The organism is Vibrio sp. 10N.247.311.13 (assembly GCF_041467595.1).
Lineage (GTDB): Bacteria > Pseudomonadota > Gammaproteobacteria > Enterobacterales > Vibrionaceae > Vibrio > Vibrio crassostreae_C.
Genome location: NZ_JBFSUX010000009.1, coordinates 96756 through 120148, shown reverse-complemented (window position 1 = coordinate 120148; position 23393 = coordinate 96756). Strand labels below are relative to the sequence as shown.

Here is a 23393-nt window from a genome sequence, read left to right as displayed (position 1 = left end):
ACGCATCAGTACGTGTATCACTAGCGAACCTTACTCACCACGAGTACGAGCTAATCGGCCGTGCAACACGCACTGTATTGGATGAGTACTTCGCTGAGTTTCAAGACGCATAAGTTCAAGTCTGGCTTAGAATCAAATACATGATTTAAAGCCGATGACGTCCAACTCATTAAGAATAAGCCTCGGCGATGTCGAGGCTATTCCGACCAAATAAGCACAGTGGTTAGATCGATAAAACTTCCTATCTTGATGTTCCGTTGTGTTTATTTAGTCGTCTTATCCAAGTATTCAAATCCATTTCAAACTGAAAGAGCGACGCATGAAAAGCATTATTTCTATTCAATCTCACGTGGTTTACGGGCATGCAGGAAACAGTTCTGCGGTTTTTCCAATCCAAAGAATGGGACTCGATGTGTGGCCAATCCACACTGTTCAGTTCTCTAATCACACTCAATATCAACAAGGTTGGACCGGGCAAACATTCGGCTCAGATGATATTCGAAACTTGATTCGAGGCTTAGACAACATCAACGTACTGAAAGACTGTGGTGCGATCCTATCGGGTTATCAGGGAAGCGCAGACCAATGTAAAGCGGTTGCCGAGTCGGTTAATTTAGTTAAAGAAAAGAACCACAGTGCACTCTATGTTTGTGACCCTGTAATGGGTGACCCAGATAAAGGTTGTATCGTTGAGGATGGCGTTAGAACCGCCATTACTAAACACTTGCTTCCTATAGCCGATGTTATAGTGCCAAACCAATTTGAACTAAGTGAATTGACCGGCATTAAAATCCTCTCCCTTTATGACGCGGTTACAGCATGTAAGAAAGCATTGGAGCTTGGTCCAAAGATGGTGCTCGTGAAGCATCTTCACTCATTACCCGATGACGCGTTCAGTATGATTTTAGCAACGAAAAAGGCATGTTATTTAGCCCAACGACCGAACATTGAATTTGCTCAACAACCGGTTGGTGTCGGTGACCTTATCTCTGGCCTGTTTACCGCAGGGTTAATAAAGAGAATGTCTCCCGTAGCTGCATTCCGACATGCAAATAACGCGGTCTATGGTGTGTTGGAGCTAACTAAAAGCTATGGCACTTGGGAGCTACAAACAATCAATGCACAATATGAATTTGTAGAGCCTACCCACGATTTCAACGTGGTCAAAATCGGGTAGAGCGTTTAACTCCGATAGTGGTGGAGGGTGTACCTATTCGATGGGTCGCATCCTACAAACGAGATTACGAGCTAAGACTAAACCTAGCTATATTACTCCCAGAAAGAGACGGACTTCACTTTATCCCTATTTATTAACTTCTCTGTTTATAGCTGTTCTTTTGATTAAACAGAGTCTCTGAATCATTTTAGAGAACATTAAATGAGCCTAATTATGAACCGTCTAATTTCCTCGGGTTTTACCGTTGCTTTGTCATTACTTGTAGTGGCATGTAGCTCACCCCACACGTTGGATGTACGCGTACACAAAGACAATTACAAAGAAGTGGTTGTAGAAGAAGCGATATCAGTAAAAGAGCCATTGCGTATGTGGGCGAGTGAGAACCCAGACTTCTTATACTCTCCAATCGATCAAACAACGCCAATTAAAGTGTCAGGTGAGCAACTAAATATCTTAGCTTTGTCAGGAGGCGGCGCGAACGGAGCCTTTGGAGCCGGTATTTTGATAGGGCTGGAAGAATCTGGCCAATTGAAAGACTACTCAATAGTTACTGGCATCAGTGCAGGAGCGCTAATGGCACCATTTGTATTCATCGGCGGAGATGCATTTCCGAAGATGAAGGAGGTGATGTTAAACATCAATGACAAATCAGTGCTCGGCAAAAAGAACTTTTTAAACACCGTGTTTAAAGATGCTTTTACTGACGGTAAAAACTTGAATCAATTTATCGCTCAGGCGTTCCCTGAACCGATGATCGAGCAAATTGCTGCGCGACACCGCAACGGTAAGCGTTTGTTTATTGGTAGCACACACTTTGATTCTGGAGAGCTTGTCATTTGGAATGTGGGCGCAATTGCAAATAGTGACATGCCAGATAAGTCTGAACTTATATATAAGGTTTTAGCAGCAAGTGCTTCTATTCCTGGAGTCTTCCCACCGCAGTTTATCAATGTGAAGTACGAAGGTAAAAGTTATGAAGAACTTCACGTCGATGGTGGTTTAGCCGCTCAAGTATTTTTCAATCCATCTAACTTCGACTATCAGCAGATCTCAGATGCTCTTGGGTTAGAAAAACCACCACAGCTCGATGTTATTCGAAATGGAGCACTGAAAGCGCCGTACCACTCGCTGAGAGATAAGGGTCTAGATTTAGTAGCAAAGAGCGTATCAAGCCTGACTCTTGCTCAAACACGTGGTGATTTATATCGAATGAAATACATCTGTGAAATCAACAACATTGATATGCAATTTACTTACATCGAGCACGACTTTGGTTACGCCAAACGAACCAAAGACATGTTTGATGAACACTATTTATTAACCATATACGAATATGGTTATCACAAAGCAACTCAGGGCAAACCTTGGGTAACAGAATTACCTTAATTTAGGGATATCGTAAAATGAATAAAACAGTTTTAGCGCTACTTATCATGGCAACGTCTAGCGCTGCCATGGCACAAAATGTGACCTCAATGGAACAGCAAAAAGTCGATAACGACATGCTACAACTGGCCGACGTTCAACAAGAAGCGGCGTTGTTCATGGTTGAAGAAAATTCAGACTACGTGGAGATTGACTACATTGGTCAGTGGGTTGACGTGAACAATTACGTCACACACAAAGAAGCTAAAGAACGCCAGCTTCAAAAGACCACCAAGAAATACATTTACTCGCAAACAGGTGAAACTCTAGAATCCATCGAGCAGCGAATTGCTGAGCATATTCAAGTGGAGCAACCTAGATATTTCAGTGTCGATGTTTACCGTAATTACCACGGTGATTCTGGGGACTTTAACTATCTAGCTCGAGTTATCGAATACATTTAAGTTATTCGTTTGACATCAACGATAAAACCTACTAGCTTACGTAGGTTTTTTGTTTCAAATTGACGAATTATTTTCACTAATATTATTCTGACAAAGTAGATATTTCGCCAACCTGTGATAATTTAAATACATAACGATTAAAAGTAAGCACAACAAAATGAATTTCAGCATTGAACAACTTCTCGCGTTCGTTACCGTTTATGACCAACTCTCTTTCAGCAAAGCCGCCGTTAAACTCAATAAACACAGAACGACAATCGGGCAGGTTATTACTAACCTTGAAGACCAACTCGCGGTAAGCCTATTTGAAAGGGTTGGGCGCTCTGTAAAGCCGACAGAAGACGGGCATCTTCTTTACCATTACGCTAAACAAACCATTGAACAAGCTCGTACCTTCGATAAGGTAGCATTGAGCCTCTCTTATGGCGGGTTGGAAAACATCACCTTTGCTTATTCTGGTGTGATACCTCATCAAATGCTTTTGGATATTCGAAAGAAACTGCGTCGTGATTTCCCGATGATGCGAGTGAACTTTTTAATCCGAAACAAAAAGGATATTAAGCAGGGCCTTCAAAGTGGCGAGTACCACTTTGGATTAGTCAATGTGCATGACAGCCGGGGTATACACAGCTTTGATGCGACTTTTCTAGGTCACATTGAGTTTTCCCCATTCGTTCAAAAAAATGGTGAGTTCTCATCTTTGGCGCAAGAGGATGTACTTTTAGCGTTAAGAAATTCAAAGCAGTTTATCTTGAGATCGTTTATTGAAGAGGGAATGTCAGAAAAAGTAACCATCAGCTCCGATAACGAAGAAGTCGATCAATTGGCGTTAGTTATTAAAATGGTTGAAGCCGGTTTAGGGTGGGCACTGTTACCAAAAACGTTTGCTCATTCTGAATTTTCCCATTACGACATTGAACCTATACAGTCGTCTGAAATGCACCAAGGATTCAAATTCGGTTTTGCGCTTTGGTGCAATCATTCTAAGCAAGTGAAGGATGTAAAATTATCGGTTTTATCTGTTATACAAGAACATGTTGATCGAGTATTGAGTCAATATTAGCAAAGGAAGAATGTAGGTAACTTATTAATAGAGGCTCATTTATATGAGCCTTTTGCGTTTCTGTCATCTCGAAAGCTCTTTAATTTTGTAGGGCGACATCCTCTATATAGGAGTAGGGCAACACCATTATTTGGCCTATTCTATGCCCGTCGATTAAGGACCCCCTTTATTGGCAATAAGTGTTTAATTTCTATGTTTATTGCAAGGAAGCAAACTTTCGGCCGGGTTTCGTCACCCGGTCTTTTTTATGAGGCAAATTTTATGACTCGCTGCGGCGGCATTGTTCTTCTTTCCTGCTTTTTATTTACAACATCTTCTTTCGCATCGTTTTATGATCCTGTTGATGGTCAATTTGATATGGGGCATCACCTTGCGGAAAACGCATATGGCTTTTTGCCTATCCCAATTTTGATTACCGAGCCTGCGGTGGGGTACGGCGGCGGTGTGGCTGGTTTGTTTTTACATGAGACGGATGAGGAAAAGCGACAAAGAAAGCAAGCTGCTCTTTCTGCCATAGATGGTGGTGCGCAGTTAGTACCCTCAGCAATGTCAGTAGTGGGCGCAGTAGGGACAGAGAACGAAACTTGGTTTGTATTTGGTGGCCATAGACGATCTTGGATGAATGATTCCATTCGTTACACAGGAGGCGGCGGCTTTGGTGTTGCGAATTTGGATTTGTACACATCAATCAACTGGGGCCCCATAGATCATGACCTTAGAATAGGCACGTCAACTTCGGTAGCCGTACTTTCACAAAAGGTGCAGTTCCGGATTGGGCATACGCCTTGGATGTTGGGAATAAAGCAGTTATTAGCTAAGTCTGAGATTGAATTTGATAACATGGTTTTAGACCGAATTTTGGGTAACGAATCGGTTACTTCTGGTTTAGGGTTGGAGGCTGAATATGACACAAGAGATAATTTATTTTATCCAACCAAAGGTTACAAATTGTCTGCAGATTACATGGTGTACGACGATGCGATTGGCAGTGATTACAATTACCGAAATTTGAACATAGATGGCGAAGCCTATATCCCAATTGCCAATAAATGGACGTTAGGCTTGGCTGCAAATTATCAAAGCTTCGAACAGCAAGACCTGTTTGTATCACCCACAGCGAAACCGTACGTGTCGTTACGCGGGGTGTCATCTTATCGGTACCAAGGAGATGAGATTGAAACAATTCAAGGCCAATTGACGTATAGCATCACTCATCGTTGGAAGGTGTCTGGGTTTTACGGTTCAGGGGTTGCAAAGCAAGATAACGGCATAAGCCACGACAGTACCGTCAATGCCGGAGGTGTCGGCTTTCGATACCAAATCGCGAGACGTTACGGTTTGCACCTTGGGATGGATTATGCGCAAAGCCATGAAGAACGCGCTATCTACTTTAACGTAGGCAGTGGTTTCTAGAACAACGGAATAGGTTAAATTTTTCCAAGAAAAAAGGCGCTAATTAGCGCCTTTTCGTTTTCTATCACTTTCTTACAGTAAGATTACTTCTTACGGCAGAACTCAGCGATTACGTACATTGATTGACCGCCGTTTGTTTTACCAGAAACAAGCTTAGGATCGTCACCAACGCTGATACCACGAATAACAGTACCTTGCTTAATCACTTGGTTAGTACCTTTGATTGGCAGGTCTTTGATTACTGTTACGTCGTCACCTTTCTTAAGTTCAACGCCATTCACATCAAGAGGCTTGTCATCAGCAGACATGCCGATTTGTGCCCAAACTGATGTTTCTTCTTCAAGGTACATCATGTCTAGCGCGTCCTGAGCCCAGCTTTCTGTGTTCAGACGAGTAAGTTGACGCCATGCCGTTACTTGAACTGGCGCTTCCTGGCTCCACATGCTGTCAGTCAGACAACGCCAGTGGTTGATATCTTTAGGATCGTCAATCTCACCAAGACATTTGTCACATACCATGATGCCGTGATCCACTGTTACGTGGCTGTGTGGCGGCACTGCGTATGCAGTAAGAGAAGAATCAGAACCACATAGTTCACATTTAGATTGGCAGCGTTCTAGCATAGTAGCTTCAGAAGACATAATGGACTCACATTTATTAGGTATTAAATTACGGGGCTATTATCCACTTTATTTACAATAAAGAAAGAGGTCGTACGGTATTCTGTCTTGATTAATTTTAGCTGAGATCAACCATTTGTGTTTTAAAGTTTTATGCAAACGGTCAACTAGGGGACTTGTTCGAACGACAGAGACAAAAATGCCAGCGGTTAGGCTGGCATTTGGTTTAGTGAAAAGCTTAAGTCTTAGTTATTCCAATAAAGCATCCGGTGCTGCTGCATCAAGGCTATCCGACTCTAAGAAATCAGCTACTTGAGCTCTCATTGATAGGGTATGAGTGGCATCAGAAAGGTCTGCTTGCGGTCCGATGATCGTTGAGTGTTTAGCTATTTCGTTATATTGAACAAACACACGATTCCCAGTTGAAGGGCTAGCTTTTGTTGAGTCAGTCAATCCTAACGTCGAATCTAACCCTTCAGAGCCAACAAATGAAGCCGTATATGATAACGGTGCACCATTATCATCATTGCCATTGTTTGGTACCGTTTCATCATTTTGCGACTGGATCAACAACGTTGGATAGCTAGAGCTAATTGATGACTGGTCCTCAGTGTTTGCTATTGAATGTGGATCGACCGTGTCAATAAGGGTTTGAGCGGCGACTTTAAATGCAACTAATTCAGTTTCAATTGCTGCGGCACTAGTTGGATTTTCCTTAGCAAAAGCGGTATAGCAATCGCCATCTTCAATGTCAGCCGCAGTACAAGCTGAAGCCACTGAATCCCGATACGTTGCATTTAACTGTTTAGCTAGATTGTGTTTAATTTCGGGGCCAAAGGTTTCCGATGCGAAGAGTAATTCAGCAATGTGCCCACCTGAATTAGCATATACCGCCGAGCTAAATTTATGTGTACCAGCAATTTCAGATGTAGCTACTGACGTAAATCCAGTAATACCGCCCAATGAGTGGCCCATAAATTTAACGGTTGTGTCTTTTACATCAACTCCGGCTAATGGTGTACCAGTAAAGTCATTCCCCACTTTTTCAAGTGCCATACGAAGACCTATTACATCAAGTGCACTTTGACGGATGTTGTCACGCGCAACGGGCAAAGCGCTTAGATTCAAGTAGTACAGAGCATTATCGTTAGTTGAAATAGCACCTCCGGCAAGTGAACGAGACCCATGAATAGGGTGGTCAATTGCAATGACAGCAAGACCTTCAGCCGTTAAGTTTGCCGCAAACGCATACGCATTCTCTTTTACAGAGGTAATACCGTGTTGGTAGATTACAACCCCGGTTATTGGGTCAGTTACAGGAGTAAACAAAAGCACATCAACAGCTTCAAGTGATTTAATTTGTGGTATTGGTGAATACTGAGTGACAATGCGATCACTATCTAGAGCTGTTCCACTTGCGTCCTTTGTGAGTGTTTTTCCCATTAAAGTCGTGACATCAGCTGCGCTAAGGTTTGTTGGGTCTAATCCTAATTTAACCAACTCTCCACCAACGAAAGAACTTGTAGAGTTATCCGTTAGTGCGCTTTTTATAACCGCTAAACTGTCCAATGCTGATGCAAATGGCGTTGTAGAGAACTTAGTTGGATCGGTTTCCAAGAAATATGGGAGTTGAACAGTACCTTTAGTCACGTTTACCGACGTAGTGCTGATACCAGCGTTAGAGTAAAGGAGATTTATCCCTCCAATCAAAGTGGCATTTTCTGTTGCATCGTCATCGGCAAGATATTTTTTAAAGTCAGCATCTGCAGCGATTGCTGTAGCAAATGGTGTTGTTGATGAGGAATCTAAACTAAGATTGTAAGCGTTTGTCAGATCGATATTATTTGGGTTTGCGCTGCCATTCCAATAAGTCGAAAGTGGGGCCCCAGCATCAATCATTCCGCCAATCAACGATGCTGTAGAGGCAAGAACATCACCAACAGAAGTTGTAGTAAACCAAGCTGAATACACAATCTTTTCCGCATCAATACCAACAGCGGCAGCTATAGCTTCTTGACCTTTAATTAAAGTTTGCGCACTAGCTAAGTCACCGGTTGAATAAGTTTTAGTGGCTGTTTTGAGAGCCGCATAGCTTTGCGATGTACCTACTGGGTTACCATTTACATCTGTAACGTCATCAGTAACAACAAGCAAATATTCAGACTTCTCATCAAAAGGAGTATTAGGTGTAATTGCTAGGTTTGAGCCTACTTTGTAAACTGTGTATTCAGAGCTAGCAACAGGTGTTGGTACTTGAGCCGCTGTGGATGTGTCTGTTAGCTTTTTAGAAAGCTTCAACAATGTCACTCCGGAAGTAACAACTCCAGGAGTATCACCAAAACCGTCGCCTTCAAACTCGATGTAAATTGGCATGCTGGTCGAAAAACCATCGGCATAATTTAATGCTGCTTTTGGGTTAGAAATGCTATCGTCGCCACCTGTTGGGATCGCTAACGTGCCATCTGTAGAGTCAAATAATAGGTTATTGCTTAAAGGAACTGATGCATTACTACCTTGCAAGAGCATTTTTTGAGTTGTCGCTCTTGCCAAAGACGTTTCTAGATAGGCTTCAAGTTGTTGGTTACTTGTTACCGAACTTTCGGTGTTGTCGCCACAACCTGCTAGCAGGATCGCTGAACATAGTAGAGAGATCTTAAAGTTACGTTTCATGATACGATCCTGATTTAGTTAAAAGTGTAGTTAAGCTGAACTGAAGAAAGGTAAGCGGTACCTTCTGCTTCGAAAGTCCTTTCTTGCTGAGCGCCATTTGTCTCAGTGAACTCACCGTCATCACTTACAACAAGTGCGAATCCTGCATCGACAGTCATATTTTCGCTCCAAACATAAGTGAAGCCAGCGCTATACCACATACGATCACTATCAGGAATGCTTAAAGTTGCTTCACCAGCTTGTTCGTCATAAGCGTAACCAGCTCTTAATGTCCACTTAGTGTTTAGTTGGTACGTTGCGCCTAGTGAATATCGATTGTTGTCTTCATATTTTTCAGGTTTGTAGAAGCACTGACCTGCTACACCGTTGTCATTACAATCTGGACTTGTTGCTTTTAACTCCTTAAAAGTACTCCAATCAGTTTGTTGCCAACCGTAGTGAATTGCCCATTTTTCGTTAAGTTGGTGAAATGCTGAAAGCTCCAGAATAGAAGGAAGCTCGATTTGAAGACGACCATCAACCTTGGGAGATGTTGCTCTACCTGAATCGTAGCTGGTAAATTCACCGTCATCGAAATCAAGATCAACAGAAGAGCGGTAAGCGATACTAAAGCGATTGTTTTCGTTCAGCTCATACATCGCGCCAACATTCCAACCATAGGCAAATGTTTCACCGGTCATGCCTATAAGTTTGTCAGATGGATTTCCACCAACAAAGTTAGCGAGCTCGCCTTTATGGCGAGTAAGTTCAGCTTCCGCATACACAAGGTTTAAACCTGCACCAACGCTAAATGATTCATTCACGCGATACGCAATATTTGGATTTAGATTTACAGATAAGAGCGACGTATCACCAGCCATATCACCTGCCGAGATGTCATCAGGGTAATCCGTAGCAACACCATAATTGGTGAACATACCGATACCCCAAGCCCATTTTTCGTTGATTGGGCTGATGTAATATGCGGCTGGCACGACTTGTAATGGAGCAACATCTTTTGAATGCTCGTTAGCGTCAACGTCGTAAACGTTAACCTCTGGATCAACGATAGAAACCGCGCCTGAAAATTGGGCTGTATCAAATAGGGTCATTGCGGCGGGGTTTCTCGCTAGTACACTCGCGTTATCAGCTACTGCACCTTCACCTGAAAAGGCACGACCAAGACCTGAGGCAGAATGCTCAGCAACTTGGAAACCAGCCGCAAGTGAGTTACATGCAAATAGTACTGAAAGTGAAACGAGAGAGCGTTGTATTGTTTTCATCCTTGACCCTCCTAGGGCATCGAATTTCGTTATTATGGTTTGAAAACACACTGAGCATTTTTGGTGTTGAAGCTCTAATGTAAATGGCATGTTAAATTCATGTTTTATATAAAGTCAAAGAAAGAGTTGTTATTTTGTGAGGTTATGTTTTGAAGGGGCGGCACTTTAACATCAATAATATAAGTATAATCAATAATTTATTCGTGGTTGGAGGTGTGACCAGAGTGTTTATGCATCGTTGCGGTATAAATAGTGTTCAATAGCTCAATATGTAACAACTTTGTTTCTGTTTACCACCATTCGCTAAATCGGCATAATATCGACACTCGTTAGAAGTCATTAAATTGGAATTTTAAGTTTGGAATTGCTCGCGATAGAGTTTCTTGGAAAACCGCTTCGTTTAGAAGGATCAATGGCAGGGTGGCAACAGTTGTATTGGGATAACACTTTGGTATCTCAATTAGATGCGACCACAGACCAAGAAGACGCCCGAAAACACGAATTTACACTACGCGCTGGCGAAGAAACGTTGCAGTGTCACGTTGAATCGACCGTTCAGTGGCAACCGTTTGAGATGACGTATAAAGCGTCGGTGAATGGGCAAACCATTACCGAAGGCAATCGAAACACCAAAGATATTGAACAACAAACTCCTGTTGTCGCTCCTAAACCAGAGAAGCGTTTTAGCTTAATTGGGTTGGTGTCGCTTGGTATGAAAGCGCTTAAAAGCGCCAAGCTAATCAAGGTCGTACTTGCTTCTGCGAGTTTAGCGGCCTATTCATGGTTGTTTTCAATTCAGTTCGCTTTGGCCTTAATCGCCTGTTTAATGTTCCATGAGTACGGTCATATTAGAGCGATGAAATACTTCGGCATGAAAACCAAAGGGATCTATTTGATACCATTTCTTGGTGGCTTGGCGTTATCCGATGAAAAGATTAATACGCGTTGGCAAGATGTGGTTATCTCAATCATGGGGCCATTGTTCGGCCTGATATTGTCGTTAGTATTTATGGTGCTGTATTGGGCGACTGGCGAAATGTTCTTTGCCGGCCTTGCAGTATTTAATGCTCTATTAAACCTGTTCAATCTATTGCCGATTTTGCCTCTCGATGGCGGACATGTTCTTAAAAGTATCAGTTTCTCGATGAACAGTGTGCTTGGCATTGTACTTTGTGTCGCGGCTGCCGTTGCTGGTGTGGTATTGAGTTATCAGTTGAATTTAACCCTGTTTGGTTTCTTATTGATCATGGGCAGTGTTGAAATACTGTTTGAATGGAAAGGACGTCATCACAGTCACTTGTTACCGTTAGACAAATACGGGCAAGTCGTGTCGTTCGTTTGGTATGTAGGTTTAGTGAGCAGTTTGATTGGTGTTATCTGGTATTTTGCATCTACTGGTGATCAGCTATTAAGCCTACCATTACAAATTCTTGGTACTTAACGAGTGAGTTTCTGTTGTTGGAATTATCCAGCTGCTTAGTGCACTTGAACTGTTAGCAAGCAAGAAACTGAAAATGCCCTAACCAATATGGATAGGGCATTTTGTATTTACACCAGCTAGGCGATTCTTACTTAGATTACGCTTTGCAATTTGGTCTTGGTGAACCTGATTGAGGAAGCGTTTTTATCGTTGCTTGTAGATCTTTAATACGCGTACTGTGGGAAGGGTGCGTAGAAAGCAACTCTGGCGGTTGATTACCCCCTGATGCTTTCGCCATGTTTTGCCACAAGTTGACACTTTGGTTTGGATCGAAACCTGCTTGAGCCATATACTCTAAACCAACAACATCGGCTTCAGACTCTTGAGTTCGCCCATACGGTAGAATAACGCCATATTGAACGCCTAACCCTAACGCGGCCATCGTCATACCTTGATACTGTTTGTATTCTGATGCACCTAACGCAACGTTAGTAATAGATAAGCCCGTATTAGCGATTTGAGACTGAGAAAGGCGCTCATTACTGTGGTCCGCTAAAACGTGTGCCACTTCGTGACCGATAACCGTCGCGAGTTGGTCTTGGTTTACTGCAACATTGAGTAACCCTGTGTATACACCGATTTTTCCGCCAGGTAGGGCGAATGCGTTCACTTGATCACTATCAAACACAACAACTTCCCATTCACTAAAACCTTGTTTAGGAATATATTGAGTGATGCTGTTCGCTACGCACTGTACATAAGCGTTAGTTTTGGCATCTTTGCTGATGGGTTGTTCTTTTTTCATTTGTTCAAAAGACTGTGCTCCAAGCTGAGACATGTCTTTATCTGAAAAAAGCAGCAATTGGTTTCTGCCTGTCGGAGAAGCGCTACACGCGGTTAGGCCTGCAAGTGTGAGAAGCGAGGCAAACTTCATCCATGACGTCATACAATATCCTCTGTGTATTCGGTTTTTATGCATGTTAACATCAACTTGCGTAATAACTAAGGGCTGTAAGATAACTAACAGCCAGTAATATAGAAAAAAGCTATGCACGCGATAACAAGATCAATAATTAAGGAACCCACATGAGTATTTGGAAAAAGCCCGTTGACCTAGATACCTTCAACGCGACCTCAAAAAATACCTTAATTGAACACCTCAACATTGTTTACACCGAAGTAAATGACAACTCTTTGGTGGCAACCATGCCGGTTTGTCATTTTACGCACCAACCACTGGGTATGCTTCATGGCGGCGCATCGGTTGTGCTAGCAGAAACGCTTGGCTCATTGGCTGCAAACTTCTGCGTACCAGAAGGCTATTATTGCGTTGGGCTCGATATCAATGCGAACCACGTAAGGTCAATGCGTGAAGGACACGTCATCGGTACTGCTGAGCCTATTCACTTGGGCGTCTCTACTCAAGTATGGCAGATCAATATCACTGATGATCGTCAACGCTTAGTTTGTACCAGCCGCTTAACTATTGCCGTGAAGAAACATAAAAGATAACAGACTAGGTAGTCGTACGCTGGTTTTGTCTTTAGAAGAAGTAATCAGTACTTAGAACAAGCAATTCGTATTTAAAGAAGTAACCCGAGAAGCCCATGGTCATAACGTTTAAAAGTGGAAAAGTCATCGCAACCGCACATGAGTTGGTTGTTCGTTTAGATGGTGAGCATAGAGTCACTTTGCAAGCTCAAGTTGACGCAATTCAACTGATTGGAAAAGGGGCAAATGTCATTTCAGCCAACGGTTCTGAGTGTAAATGGTCGATAAAACTAGACGATGAACAGCAGCTCCGTGAAATCGCCAATGAAATTGGCTGCGATGTGATGTAATCCTTTACTGTAAAAGCACTTAACCCTTCAAATTGAATAACACCTTAGGATGTCGTACTCAATAATTCACAATAAAATCGTGTCCGTAATATTGATTTTACGCCATAAAATAGGGAAACTGTTTTCAATGTCCTTTGAATAAGTTTTCCTCTTTATGAGCAGCCCAAGACTTCGCGTTCAATTTGAAACCCTGTTTGAATACTTCGATGGTAAAGATTCTGATGTTCAACTCGACGACATCACGGATGTGCTTTGTTGTACCCGTCGTAATGCCAGAATGGTACTCAACAAGCTTGAAGAAGAAGGGTGGGTAGAATGGTTACCTGCAGCAGGTCGAGGAAAGTTATCTCAACTTATCTTTAAACAGAATCGTTGTGATGTCAGCGAGAACTTAGCAAGACGCTACTTGCAGGAAGGAAAAATTGGACAGGCGCTGTCAGTGCTTGATCACAATGCTGCCAAACTCACGCAAGTTATTCAAAACTACTTGGGCGTACAGTATCAAGAAGGCGAACAAGTTATTCGTTTGCCTTATTACCGGCCGCTTTCAATGCTTAACCCAACCAAATCGATGCGTCGTTCAGAGCAACATATCGCTTGTCAGGTATTCAGTGGGTTGACTCGTCTAGATGAGAATGACCAACTTCAACCCGATCTTGCTCATTCATGGCAAAAAATCAGCGATTACCAATGGCGATTCTTCTTGAGACCCGGTGTTCGTTTCCATAACGGGGAACCTCTGTTAACCAATCATGTTGTGGATACACTGCTTGCACTCGAACCTCTCAACATGTTTTCGCATATCAAAGATGTCTCTTCACCTGCAAATTGTGTAGTAGATGTTTTTCTCACACGTCCAGACAAGTATTTTCCCCTCGCACTAACGGAATCGGTCGCTAAAGTCACATTACCGATCACTTTACGTGGTGAAGACTACGATATTCGACCGATTGGAACGGGACCTTATCGCATTGAAAAGAACGACGAGAAACAACTCGTGTTAACCGCTTTCAATGGGTACTTTGGTTTCAGACCGTTAATTGATCGCGTTGAAGTTTGGGTGGTGGATGAGGCTTATTCTTCAATGGTTTACCCAAGCCTATCTAAGCCTGTTATGGCCGACCGTGGCGATAGCGATGAAGTAGAACTCGATCCTGGTTGCACGTATTTACTGCTCAATAGAAAGAAGGGTATTGCACAAGATCCCGCATGGGCACAGTTTTTATCTAACGCGTTGAATGCGGCGGATCTGTTTGTTCATATTCCAAAAGAGACTGTTATCGATTTGGGCGTGTTACACGCTTATGGGATAAAACCCGGTTGGTATGACATAAAGTTAAAAGTGCCCGTTTGTCCACCAGCAGATTCGAAGCCTACCATAAGATTAGCGTATCAATGCCAACACCCAATGTTCCCAACGCTTGCAAAGGCGATTGTCACGGTGCTGAAGCAATACAACGTCGATGTTGATCTTTACGGTTACGAAACCGATCCTCCGCACGCCGATGATGTTGATGTTTGGATTAACCCTATGGGCATCGCCAATAACAGAGACGACGCCTTGGCTGGCTGGTTAATGGACTACAGTTTTCTTGATGAATCTAGCCCGGCAGAGGACTTCGACCAATGGTGTCACATGATTGACCGTTGGCGTTCTGGTGAATTCGAGCAATTCCCAGCAAGACAGTTAGGTAAACAACTGGTCCAAAGCAATCAATTGATCCCGATGTTCCATTGCTGGTTAGGCGTTAATAAAGATCAATGTGGTACGTTGCAAAACGCGAAATGTAATGCATTAGGTTGGTTCGACTTTAGCCAAGTTTGGGTGAAGCCTGACGTTGATTGAAATCCAAGAAAACTCAGTTAGGACCAAATAACTCATTTAGGAAAAACGATGCAAACTCTGATGGTTACATTTATTACGCTGGTGGCATTTGCTGCGAATTCAGTTTTGTGTCGCTGGGCCTTAATGGATCAAACGATCGATCCTTTGAGCTTTTCGATCGTTCGCATCTTATCTGGTGCGCTTACGCTTTTGATTTTATTAGCTTTATCTTCCCAATCTAAAGCTAAAAGTGAGTTAGCAAGTAACACATCGCTATACACAAAGCTCAAATCACAGTTTCAACTCACATCAATATTGTCACTGCTCGTGTATATGTTTGGTTTTTCGTTTGCTTACTTAGAGCTTGGCGCAGGTCTTGGTGCTCTGGTGTTGTTTGTCGCAGTGCAATTTACGATGATTGCCGCGCACCTGTTTTCTGGAAACAGAATGTCGCTCATTGAGTGGGGCGGGTGTTTGTTATCTGTGGCAGGGCTTGTTTATTTGTTAATGCCAACGGAATCGACTCAAGCACCCGACTTAGTTTCTATTATCTTGATGTCTCTGGCCGGAATTGGGTGGGGCATTTACACATTGGCAGGAAAGAAATCGTCAAACGCACTGCAATCGACCACCGCTAACTTTGGATTCAGCTCGCTAGTTATCCTTGTGGCATTGAGCTTATTAGTTTTAATACCTAATGCATTAACGCAAGTGTCTATCACTGAGCAAGGTTTGATTTACGCGGTTATATCGGGCTCTGTGGCTTCTGGTATCGGTTATAGTTTGTGGTATTACGTAGTGAAAAAACTGAATACCGTGGTTGCGTCTATTGCACAGCTTTCTGTTCCAGTTATCGCGACACTTGGTGGCGTATTACTGTTATCTGAACCTGTCACTATGCAATTTATAGTCTCATCAACCGTTATACTTCTTGGGATAAGCTTGGTTCTTGTCGCCCCTAAACTTAAGAAATAAAGAGTTCAATCATTAACTTCTATGGCTAAACCAAACAAGAAACAACCGACCAAGACGGTTCAGATTTTCTGTGCCAAATGTAAAACGCAGCTTTTTAAGTATCGGAAAGATGGCAAAGGTGCACTCGTGAAATGTTTTAAGGAGCGTATCGTTGAAGATTTAACGACAGAGCCATGTGTGTGCCCTGAATGCGGGATTGAATTTGCGCGTGACACTTTGGTTCGAGGTACGCCAGTCTACAAGTTTGTTGGTGGTAAGGTAACGATGAAATAACCCGCCACGGTGAAACAAAAAATGCCACAGCACAGTTTGTGTTTGGCATTTCAACGTTACTTTTGATACTCAGAATAAAGCTTTAAGCTCTGACACGCCCTTGAAGCTTAAGAAGTAATAGCGAAACAATTGCGCCTGTGGTATCACACAGCATATCTTTCTGTGCATCCCAAATATCACCTTGTGAGCCAAGGAACGCGATACCTTCATCACCACCTGCGATCTCCGCGTACCACCACTCGATAATTTCATAACCTGCAGCAACACTCATAATCGCAAATAGCGCAAAGAAACATGCCAGCACCGGTTGAGCCAGTTTTTTACGAATCAAGTACTCAGCGAGTGGGTAAGCATAAAGGCCAATAGAGAAATGCGCGACACGGTCAAAGTTATTCCGTTCTGAACCTATCATGTTATTGAACCAATCAAATGGCACTTCCGCGAAGGTATATTTTGCGCCTATCGTATGCAAAATCAGCCAGATAAACATCAAAACGTAAGCTGTCTTAGTGAAGGTGAGCTTTGTTGATAACCACCAAATACCCACCAATATCGCGAGCGCTGGGACAATTTCGGCAATCCACACCGCTCTTGAAGAGGGAGCGAACGCTGAAAATAGAAACACAGTCAGATACAGCGTCGTCAATGACAGCAATGGTCGATTTTGAGCAAGTGGCGTGATTGTCATATCAAGATCTCTCGTCGAAGTTTTTAATAGTGTTACACAATAATGAACAGTGTTCAATTGGGTCTTAATCACCAGATTTGTTGAAAAGTGGTGTTATCGCCCAGTATCTAGACAAACGGTTGCTAGAGTTTCACAAAAGTTTGATTTACAACAAAGCGATCCTTAAAATCGCTCTATTACTACATAACAAGAAAGAAAGTCATGAAACTGGAAACTGTCGATTACCTTGCTGACGACGCAGCAGAACAATTTGTTCGCTCTCTACGTGAAACTGGTTTTGGTGTTCTTAAGAACCACCCAATCCCGAAAGAGCTTGTTGAGTCAATTTACGAAAACTGGTACCAATTCTTCATCTCTGAAGAGAAAGAGAACTTCCACTTTAATGTTGAAACACAAGATGGATATTTTCCACCTTCAGTGTCTGAAGTTGCTAAAGGCCACACTGTAAAAGACATCAAAGAGTACTTTCACGTATACCCTTGGGGTCAAATCCCTCAGCAGCTGAAAGAACAGATTCTAGATTACTACCAACGTGCGAATGCTTTTGCTCAAGAGCTGCTAGGTTGGGTTGAAGCTCATGCTCCTAAAGAAGTACAAGATAAATTCTCTATAGCGTTATCAGAAATGATCAACGGCAGTGAACAGACTCTGCTTCGTGTTCTTCACTACCCACCAATGCAAGGTGATGAAGAGCCAGGTGCAATCCGCGCTGCGGCACACGAAGACATCAACTTACTGACGGTTCTTCCTGCTGCAAGCGAGCCGGGCCTTCAAGTTAAAGCTCAAAATGACGAGTGGCTAGATGTTCCATGTGACTTCGGTAACATGATCATCAACATCGGTGACATGCTTCAAGAAGCATCTGGTGGTTACTTCCCATCGACAACTCACCGTGTAATCAACCCATCAGGTGAACGCCAAGAGAAGTCTCGTATCTCTTTGCCTCTATTCCTTCACCCGAAACCAGAAGTAGTGCTATCTGAAAAGTACACAGCAAACGAATACCTAATGGAACGTCTAAGAGAGCTTGGCGTTATCTAGTCAGTTCAATGCTTCGTCCCTAAAATTGGGATAGATGTGAAAGGTCAGCTAAGTCGCTGACCTTTTTTGTATCCGTACCAAAGAATTGCGGCTTTATTACTAGGGCGTGTTGATCTTTCGAGCTGATTTTTGCAGCGAGTTGCTGGGTATTTATACAAGGCAGAGGCTTTGATGTGTAGCTAGCCTACATGAGAAGCCGATAACGTAGTAGAAATGACCAGCAAACGCTGCCCGAAGGGTTCGAGCTGGGCGCCCCCGCAAAAAGCGTTTTACTCTTTGTTGAGGGAGATTTGCTTAGAATGACTAGGCTACTTCTCCCTCGCCGCGATTAAAACGCTTTTATCTCGAACAAAATTTAACCGCGAAAGGTCAACACGCCCTAATGGTTGTATTCAACGAAGTGGTACTCAGTTTTGACGATAAAAGGTGCCTTTAAGCCAAACGTTAGAAAGTTGTTTGTCCTTAAGCTCGACAAATCTTAGAAAATCGCTTTCAATTAAAGAAGATACGCAACGGATGCGAAACAGGTTACTTATAGTATCCACAGTTCTAGAAATCCATTAATTCAGAGAAGCTAACTGAGTCAACTATGTCGAATTATCAAGATGTGAGAGCAAACTTTCATTGCCATATGGAAAACCCATTGCTTTGGCCGATAATGGAAGTGCTTAAGCAAAAGCCAAGCGGATGGAAAGTACACACATTGGCAGCTCATCTGAACGATCTTGGGTTTGTGCCAGTGTTGGATGCTGTGCCTGAGAAAGAGTTGTTTAAAAAGAACTTCCTTATCATGAATGCGCTTTATCAGCTTCAAGAAACCTTACACCCAGATGGTTGGCTCCAAGTCCAAGCGATGGACATCGAATTGATGAATGGTCGTTATCACGGAAGCAGTCACAGCATCGATCATCAAGACCCACTTCGAGAATACTACATTAATTGGGTTAACTATGAAGCGGATGAAGGTGAAGTCAAAAGGCTGTTGAACGAATTTTGGACTCGGTATAGAAAGTATGTGGGTGGTGATGAACTCGATATGGATCGAAGTCGAGCATTGAACCTGTTTGAGTTACCTTTAGACGCGACACACCATGAAATTAGAAAACGTTGGCGACAACTGGCATTGAGATGGCATCCGGACAGAGACGAAGGCAACACCGCAAAATTTCAGACGCTCTGTGAAGCATGGCATGTATTAAGAAGCTCATAATCGACAGGCATTTTTAGCAGTCTAATTGCTTAGAACCCTAAAACAGAAAGCCCCACATTGTGAGTGATACAAGTGGGGCTTTGTCGTCATTACGTTATGTTTTGGATAACTACGTTATGTGCTGTAGCGACTTAAGTTATTGGTGTTAGGAGTGATCTTTGCTCTCGCCACTTTTATGTTCAAAGGCATAGTCGAGTACTTTACGGATATAAGGCGCACCGACTTTTGAACCGCCGTTACCGTGTTCAATGACCACAGTTGCGACATATTCAGGGTGTTCATACGGTGCGAAAGCCGTGTAAAGCGCATGGTCAAGCAAGTGTCTAGCGAGTTTCTTCGAGTTGTAGACCTGGTCTTTCGCAAGATCAAAGACTTGTGCAGTTCCTGATTTACCGCCGCTCGTGTATTCAGTTCCCTTAAATGCACGTCTGCCGCTGCCTCGATTACCGTGGTTTACGAGTCGCATCGCATTGATTGGCACATCCCAAATTCTATCCGGTACTTCGGTGATTGAGGGCATTGGCTCCGGTTCGACAAGTTGTTGTGTACTGAAATCTTCACCATGATCTAAGGTGGCTCTTAAGATATGAGGTGGCATCACCTTACCATGATTAACCAATACTGACGTTGCTTTAGCAAGTTGCATAGGTGTCGATGTCCAATAACCTTGGCCAATACCAATCGGAACTGTGTCACCCTGATACCAAGGGGTGCGATAACGCATCATCTTCCATTCTCGAGTCGGCATGTTGGCGGTACTTTCTTCATAGATATCAATGCCTGTCGGTTCACCAAATCCAAATCGGTTCATCCAACTTGAAATTCGGTCAATACCCAAATCGAAAGCGGTTTGATAGAAGAATGAATCTACCGACTCTTCAATGGCTTGAGTGACATCGACAGGTCCGTGACCCCAACGTTTCCAGTCACGCCACGATTTAGAGTTTCGTTTAGAGCCAGGAATTCTCCAAACGCCATGGTCGTTACGGATGGTATCTTCAGAGATGACATGTTCTTGCAGTCCTGCCACAGCCATAAATGGTTTAACGGTTGAGGCAGGAGGATAAACGCCTAGAGTGGTGCGGTTAACCAACGGGTGAGCCGGATCATTCAATAAACGTTGGTAGTTCTTACTCGAAATGCCGTCGACAAATAGGTTAGGGTCGTAACTCGGGCTTGATGCCATCGCCAACACGCTGTTGTCTTTCGGATCGAGAATAACCGCGCTTCCAGTTCGGTGATCAAGTTGCTCAAAGACGTATTTTTGCAGCTCAAGGTCAATATTTAACACGATATCTTTACCAGCTACTGGCGGCACGTACTCAATGGTTCGGACTATTCGCCCACGGCTGTTTACTTCGACTTCTTGATAACCTTTGGTGCCGTGCAGAATATCTTCGTAATAACGTTCAACGCCCAGTTTTCCTATGATTGTTGTAGCTTGATAATTCGCTTCTATCCCTTGTTCTTCAAGCTTTCTGAGATCGCTATCATTGATGTGCGCCACGTAACCAAGAACATGGGTAAGCACCTCACCATTCGGGTAAAAACGCTTTAAGCTGGTATCGATAGATAAGCCGGGGAACTGGTACTGGTGCACGGAGAACTTGGCGATCTCTTCCTCCGTTAAGTTCTCTAGAATAGTCACAGATTTAAAACGGCGGGTGTTGTGATAGCGTTTTTTGAAACGAGCGATCTGCTCTGCATCACGGGGGACATATTTGTCTAGCTTGGTGAGCATTGCATCGACATCATCGGTTTGCTCAGGAATCATGGTTAGATCAAAGACAAGCTTGTTCTCTGCAAGCAACACGCCGTTACGGTCGTAAATAAGTCCACGAGTAGGGGCGATAGGTAATACTTTGATTCTGTTGCCATCGGCACGAGTTTGATAGCTTTTAAAATTTTCAACTTGAAGTCGGTATAGATTGCCGACTAAGACAAGAGTGAACATCAAGATCCCACAAAACGCGACGATTACGCGGTTTTTGAATAGGTTCACTTCGATTTTATGGTCACGCATCTTAACGCGTTTATGATTCATTGAAGCCTCAAGGGTCTGTTACATTTGGTTACACTTGTCGAATCGGGACTTTATCTGAATATCACTAGGGTTTTGTAAAAGCTGTGTCATGTTTTGAGGGATCGACAGCATTAGATGGTGGTAAACAGTGCCTTTAATTTTCTCATTACAAAAGATGATAAGTAATTGATGTAAAGATTGGTTTTATGAATTTATAAAGTTCAAGAGTTTTGACGACACTAGAGGTTAGGTCAAAAGAGGTTAGATAAATTTACGGCCCTCAGAATGAGAGCCGTAGAAGGTTAATTTGCTTATTTAGTGGCTTAGAAGCTTTAGTAAATTAGAAGATTAAAACTTCAAAAACCTAGAAGCACAATAAATCCGATATTTAACGAAATCAGTTCGAAGGCTTGAACTGAGATTTACGCATACGGTTCAGAGCAGCCATCACATCTAACGTTCTTGGTTTCGCTAGGTCACCGTAGTTAGGCATGTTAGCGTGCCATTCGTTTTCTAAAATAGCGTTAAACTCTTTAGCAGGGTTGTTTGACCAACCTGGAGTTTGTGCGAATTGGAACCAAGCCCAACCGATCGCATTCACTTCAGACGGTGATTCTAATTGCTCAAGCGCAGAAAGGTCTGCAAACTCTTTACCAAAACGCAGTGACTCTTTGCCTTTAGCATTAACACGGAATTTACCGTCAGTCAGAATGTTCATCAGTGAAGTACGGTTCAATGAACGCGGTACAAACGTTTCTAAAGCAGTTTCACATTCGTTAGTACGCTGAGTAGGGTGCTGAGCAATCACGTCTTTTGCTTTTTCAGTCACATCTACCGCTTGGTAGTCGTGCATTTGAATCACAGTGTTCGCGACATCTAGGTAATCACCAGAGCCACCCATTACAACAATGGTAGAGATATCCATCTCTTCACGAAGCTGACCAATGCGGTCGACAAGTGGTGTGATTGGCTCATCGCCTTTTGACACTAGCGCTTGCATACGCTCGTCACGAATCATGAAGTTAGTCGCTGACGTATCTTCATCGATAAGTAGAGTTTGAACGCCGGCTTCAATCGATTCTTGTAACCAAGCCGCTTGAGACGTAGAACCTGACGCATCTTGTGTGCTGAAGTCAGATGTGTCTTTCTGCATTGGTAAATGGTTGATGTAGTTTGACAGGTTCAAGCTGTGCACACATCGACCATCTTCAGCGCGGATCTTCATCGTATCAATCGCAGTTACAATGCCTTCGCGACCGTCACCAGGAATATGGTTGTAGATAGAACGTTCAACGGCGTTCAACAGTGTCGATTTACCATGGAAACCACCACCAACGATCAGCGTAATGCCTTTTGGAATGCCTAGGCCGGTCACGTCACCTTGGTTTGGAGTATTTAACGTAACACTCAATGATTCTGGAGCCGCGAAAGGTACCGCGTCTTTCATTGGAAGGTCGCAGTTACCCGCGATACGAGGTAACACACTGCCGTTTGCAACGAAAGCGGCTAGGTTGTTTTCATCCAATTGAGCACGCAGCGCTTCTTGGTCTTCAATCGTTTCACAATGTTTGATCATTGCATCGATGTTTAACTCACGCTCAAGCGTCGCGCGACGAATAAACTTCGGTAAGTAGAAAGTGATGATGTTGTTCGCTTTCTTAGCAAGAATGCTACGACCATCAGCTGGTAAATTAATACGGAAACGAATTTCGATGCCGTGGTCTGTGAATACAACAGCTGTGTTGTCTAATACGGTTTGACCCGTCAGCGCGATAGAAACGGTCGACTCTTGTTTCGCGAACTCAGAGAAGCTACGTGCGATAAAGTCACGAGCGGCTACTTGGTATTCGTAAGATTTTTCTTTCAGCCAATCTAACCCGGTCAAAGACCACGCGCGCGTTGCACGAAAACGAGAGGCTGACGCGTATGGGTCACCTTGGATGTGGTCGATGTGTAATTCAAAATCAGCAAAGTCGTATTGACCTTTAATTTGTTGATATGCACGGTAGTTTTGTTTTTCGAGCTTTTTAAGCTTTGCAGTCAACTGATCCATAACGAGGAAT

20 protein-coding genes are annotated in these 23393 nt (G+C 43.2%); 13 read left to right on the top strand and 7 right to left on the bottom strand.

All coding sequences use genetic code 11. From position 1 onward, the window contains the following. Nucleotides 1-319 precede the first annotated feature (319 nt). The 5 genes from pdxY to AB6E52_RS06250 all read left to right on the top strand — a co-directional run bounded on the left by pdxY (nucleotide 320) and on the right by AB6E52_RS06250 (nucleotide 5482). The gene (gene pdxY / locus AB6E52_RS06270; RefSeq protein ID WP_017060057.1) at nucleotides 320-1177 is read left to right on the top strand and encodes a pyridoxal kinase PdxY; all 858 of its coding nucleotides are present in this window, start codon (nucleotides 320-322) and stop codon (nucleotides 1175-1177) included. Between the two features lie 213 nt (nucleotides 1178-1390). Continuing rightward, the gene (locus tag AB6E52_RS06265; protein WP_017060058.1) at nucleotides 1391-2563 is read left to right on the top strand and encodes a patatin-like phospholipase family protein; all 1173 of its coding nucleotides are present in this window, start codon (nucleotides 1391-1393) and stop codon (nucleotides 2561-2563) included. A 17-nt stretch (nucleotides 2564-2580) separates the two neighbouring features. Beyond that, nucleotides 2581-3006 carry a hypothetical protein gene (locus tag AB6E52_RS06260; protein ID WP_102320828.1) on the top strand — a complete coding sequence of 142 codons (426 nt, stop codon included), beginning with the start codon at nucleotides 2581-2583 and terminating at the stop codon, nucleotides 3004-3006. Nucleotides 3007-3163: 157 nt separating this feature from the next. Then, nucleotides 3164-4069, top strand: coding sequence for a LysR family transcriptional regulator (locus AB6E52_RS06255; RefSeq protein WP_102320827.1), 906 nt, complete (start codon nucleotides 3164-3166; stop codon nucleotides 4067-4069). A 261-nt stretch (nucleotides 4070-4330) separates the two neighbouring features. Beyond that, nucleotides 4331-5482, top strand: coding sequence for a BamA/TamA family outer membrane protein (locus AB6E52_RS06250; RefSeq protein WP_017069662.1), 1152 nt, complete (start codon nucleotides 4331-4333; stop codon nucleotides 5480-5482). 83 nt (nucleotides 5483-5565) lie between these two features. On the opposite strand, the gene AB6E52_RS06245 is transcribed toward AB6E52_RS06250, so the two are convergent. From AB6E52_RS06245 to AB6E52_RS06235, 3 genes are all read right to left on the bottom strand, one after another. Continuing rightward, nucleotides 5566-6123 carry a PhnA domain-containing protein gene (locus AB6E52_RS06245; RefSeq protein WP_017060062.1) on the bottom strand — a complete coding sequence of 186 codons (558 nt, stop codon included), beginning with the start codon at nucleotides 6121-6123 and terminating at the stop codon, nucleotides 5566-5568. Nucleotides 6124-6351: 228 nt separating this feature from the next. Continuing rightward, nucleotides 6352-8772, bottom strand: a complete 2421-nt coding sequence (locus tag AB6E52_RS06240; protein WP_102320826.1) for a VolA/Pla-1 family phospholipase — start codon at nucleotides 8770-8772, stop codon at nucleotides 6352-6354. A gap of 14 nt (nucleotides 8773-8786) precedes the next feature. Next, a complete protein-coding gene (locus AB6E52_RS06235) occupies nucleotides 8787-10034 on the bottom strand; it encodes a porin (protein WP_102320825.1) in 1248 nt (415 codons plus the stop codon). Between the two features lie 358 nt (nucleotides 10035-10392). Between AB6E52_RS06235 and AB6E52_RS06230 the strand changes: the two genes are divergently transcribed. Beyond that, on the top strand, nucleotides 10393-11475 hold the full coding sequence (locus AB6E52_RS06230; RefSeq protein ID WP_017060065.1) for a site-2 protease family protein: 1083 nt from the start codon (nucleotides 10393-10395) through the stop codon (nucleotides 11473-11475). A gap of 136 nt (nucleotides 11476-11611) precedes the next feature. Here the strand turns inward: AB6E52_RS06230 and AB6E52_RS06225 are convergent, their stop codons facing one another. Continuing rightward, a complete protein-coding gene (locus tag AB6E52_RS06225; RefSeq protein ID WP_102320824.1) occupies nucleotides 11612-12400 on the bottom strand; it encodes a M48 family metallopeptidase in 789 nt (262 codons plus the stop codon). Between the two features lie 140 nt (nucleotides 12401-12540). On the opposite strand from AB6E52_RS06225, the gene AB6E52_RS06220 reads away from it, so the two are divergent. The 5 genes from AB6E52_RS06220 to AB6E52_RS06200 all read left to right on the top strand — a co-directional run bounded on the left by AB6E52_RS06220 (nucleotide 12541) and on the right by AB6E52_RS06200 (nucleotide 16368). Further along, nucleotides 12541-12966, top strand: coding sequence for a hotdog fold thioesterase (locus tag AB6E52_RS06220; protein ID WP_017060067.1), 426 nt, complete (start codon nucleotides 12541-12543; stop codon nucleotides 12964-12966). 95 nt (nucleotides 12967-13061) lie between these two features. Beyond that, a complete protein-coding gene (locus AB6E52_RS06215; RefSeq protein WP_017064605.1) occupies nucleotides 13062-13295 on the top strand; it encodes a DUF3389 domain-containing protein in 234 nt (77 codons plus the stop codon). A 154-nt stretch (nucleotides 13296-13449) separates the two neighbouring features. Continuing rightward, nucleotides 13450-15141, top strand: a complete 1692-nt coding sequence (locus AB6E52_RS06210) for an SgrR family transcriptional regulator (RefSeq protein WP_017069657.1) — start codon at nucleotides 13450-13452, stop codon at nucleotides 15139-15141. A gap of 48 nt (nucleotides 15142-15189) precedes the next feature. Further along, nucleotides 15190-16095 (top strand): DMT family transporter, encoded by a 906-nt coding sequence (locus AB6E52_RS06205; protein ID WP_102320823.1) that lies wholly within the window; start codon nucleotides 15190-15192, stop codon nucleotides 16093-16095. A 21-nt stretch (nucleotides 16096-16116) separates the two neighbouring features. Beyond that, nucleotides 16117-16368, top strand: coding sequence for a hypothetical protein (locus AB6E52_RS06200; RefSeq protein WP_102320822.1), 252 nt, complete (start codon nucleotides 16117-16119; stop codon nucleotides 16366-16368). Nucleotides 16369-16450: 82 nt separating this feature from the next. On the opposite strand, the gene AB6E52_RS06195 is transcribed toward AB6E52_RS06200, so the two are convergent. Further along, a complete protein-coding gene (locus AB6E52_RS06195; RefSeq protein WP_102320821.1) occupies nucleotides 16451-17056 on the bottom strand; it encodes a DUF2238 domain-containing protein in 606 nt (201 codons plus the stop codon). A gap of 201 nt (nucleotides 17057-17257) precedes the next feature. Between AB6E52_RS06195 and AB6E52_RS06190 the strand changes: the two genes are divergently transcribed. Further along, entirely contained in the window at nucleotides 17258-18097 is an 840-nt protein-coding gene (locus tag AB6E52_RS06190) for an isopenicillin N synthase family oxygenase (protein ID WP_102320820.1), read from the top strand. A gap of 589 nt (nucleotides 18098-18686) precedes the next feature. Next, nucleotides 18687-19307, top strand: coding sequence for a DNA-J related domain-containing protein (locus tag AB6E52_RS06185; RefSeq protein ID WP_029235437.1), 621 nt, complete (start codon nucleotides 18687-18689; stop codon nucleotides 19305-19307). 145 nt (nucleotides 19308-19452) lie between these two features. Here AB6E52_RS06185 and mrdA read toward each other — a convergent pair whose 3' ends face one another. Together mrdA and AB6E52_RS06175 are read right to left on the bottom strand one after the other, a co-directional pair. Beyond that, nucleotides 19453-21351 (bottom strand): penicillin-binding protein 2, encoded by a 1899-nt coding sequence (gene mrdA, locus AB6E52_RS06180; RefSeq protein WP_017060075.1) that lies wholly within the window; start codon nucleotides 21349-21351, stop codon nucleotides 19453-19455. Nucleotides 21352-21727: 376 nt separating this feature from the next. Beyond that, nucleotides 21728-23383, bottom strand: a complete 1656-nt coding sequence (locus tag AB6E52_RS06175) for an ABC-ATPase domain-containing protein (RefSeq protein WP_102320819.1) — start codon at nucleotides 23381-23383, stop codon at nucleotides 21728-21730. Nucleotides 23384-23393: the final 10 nt, after the last annotated feature.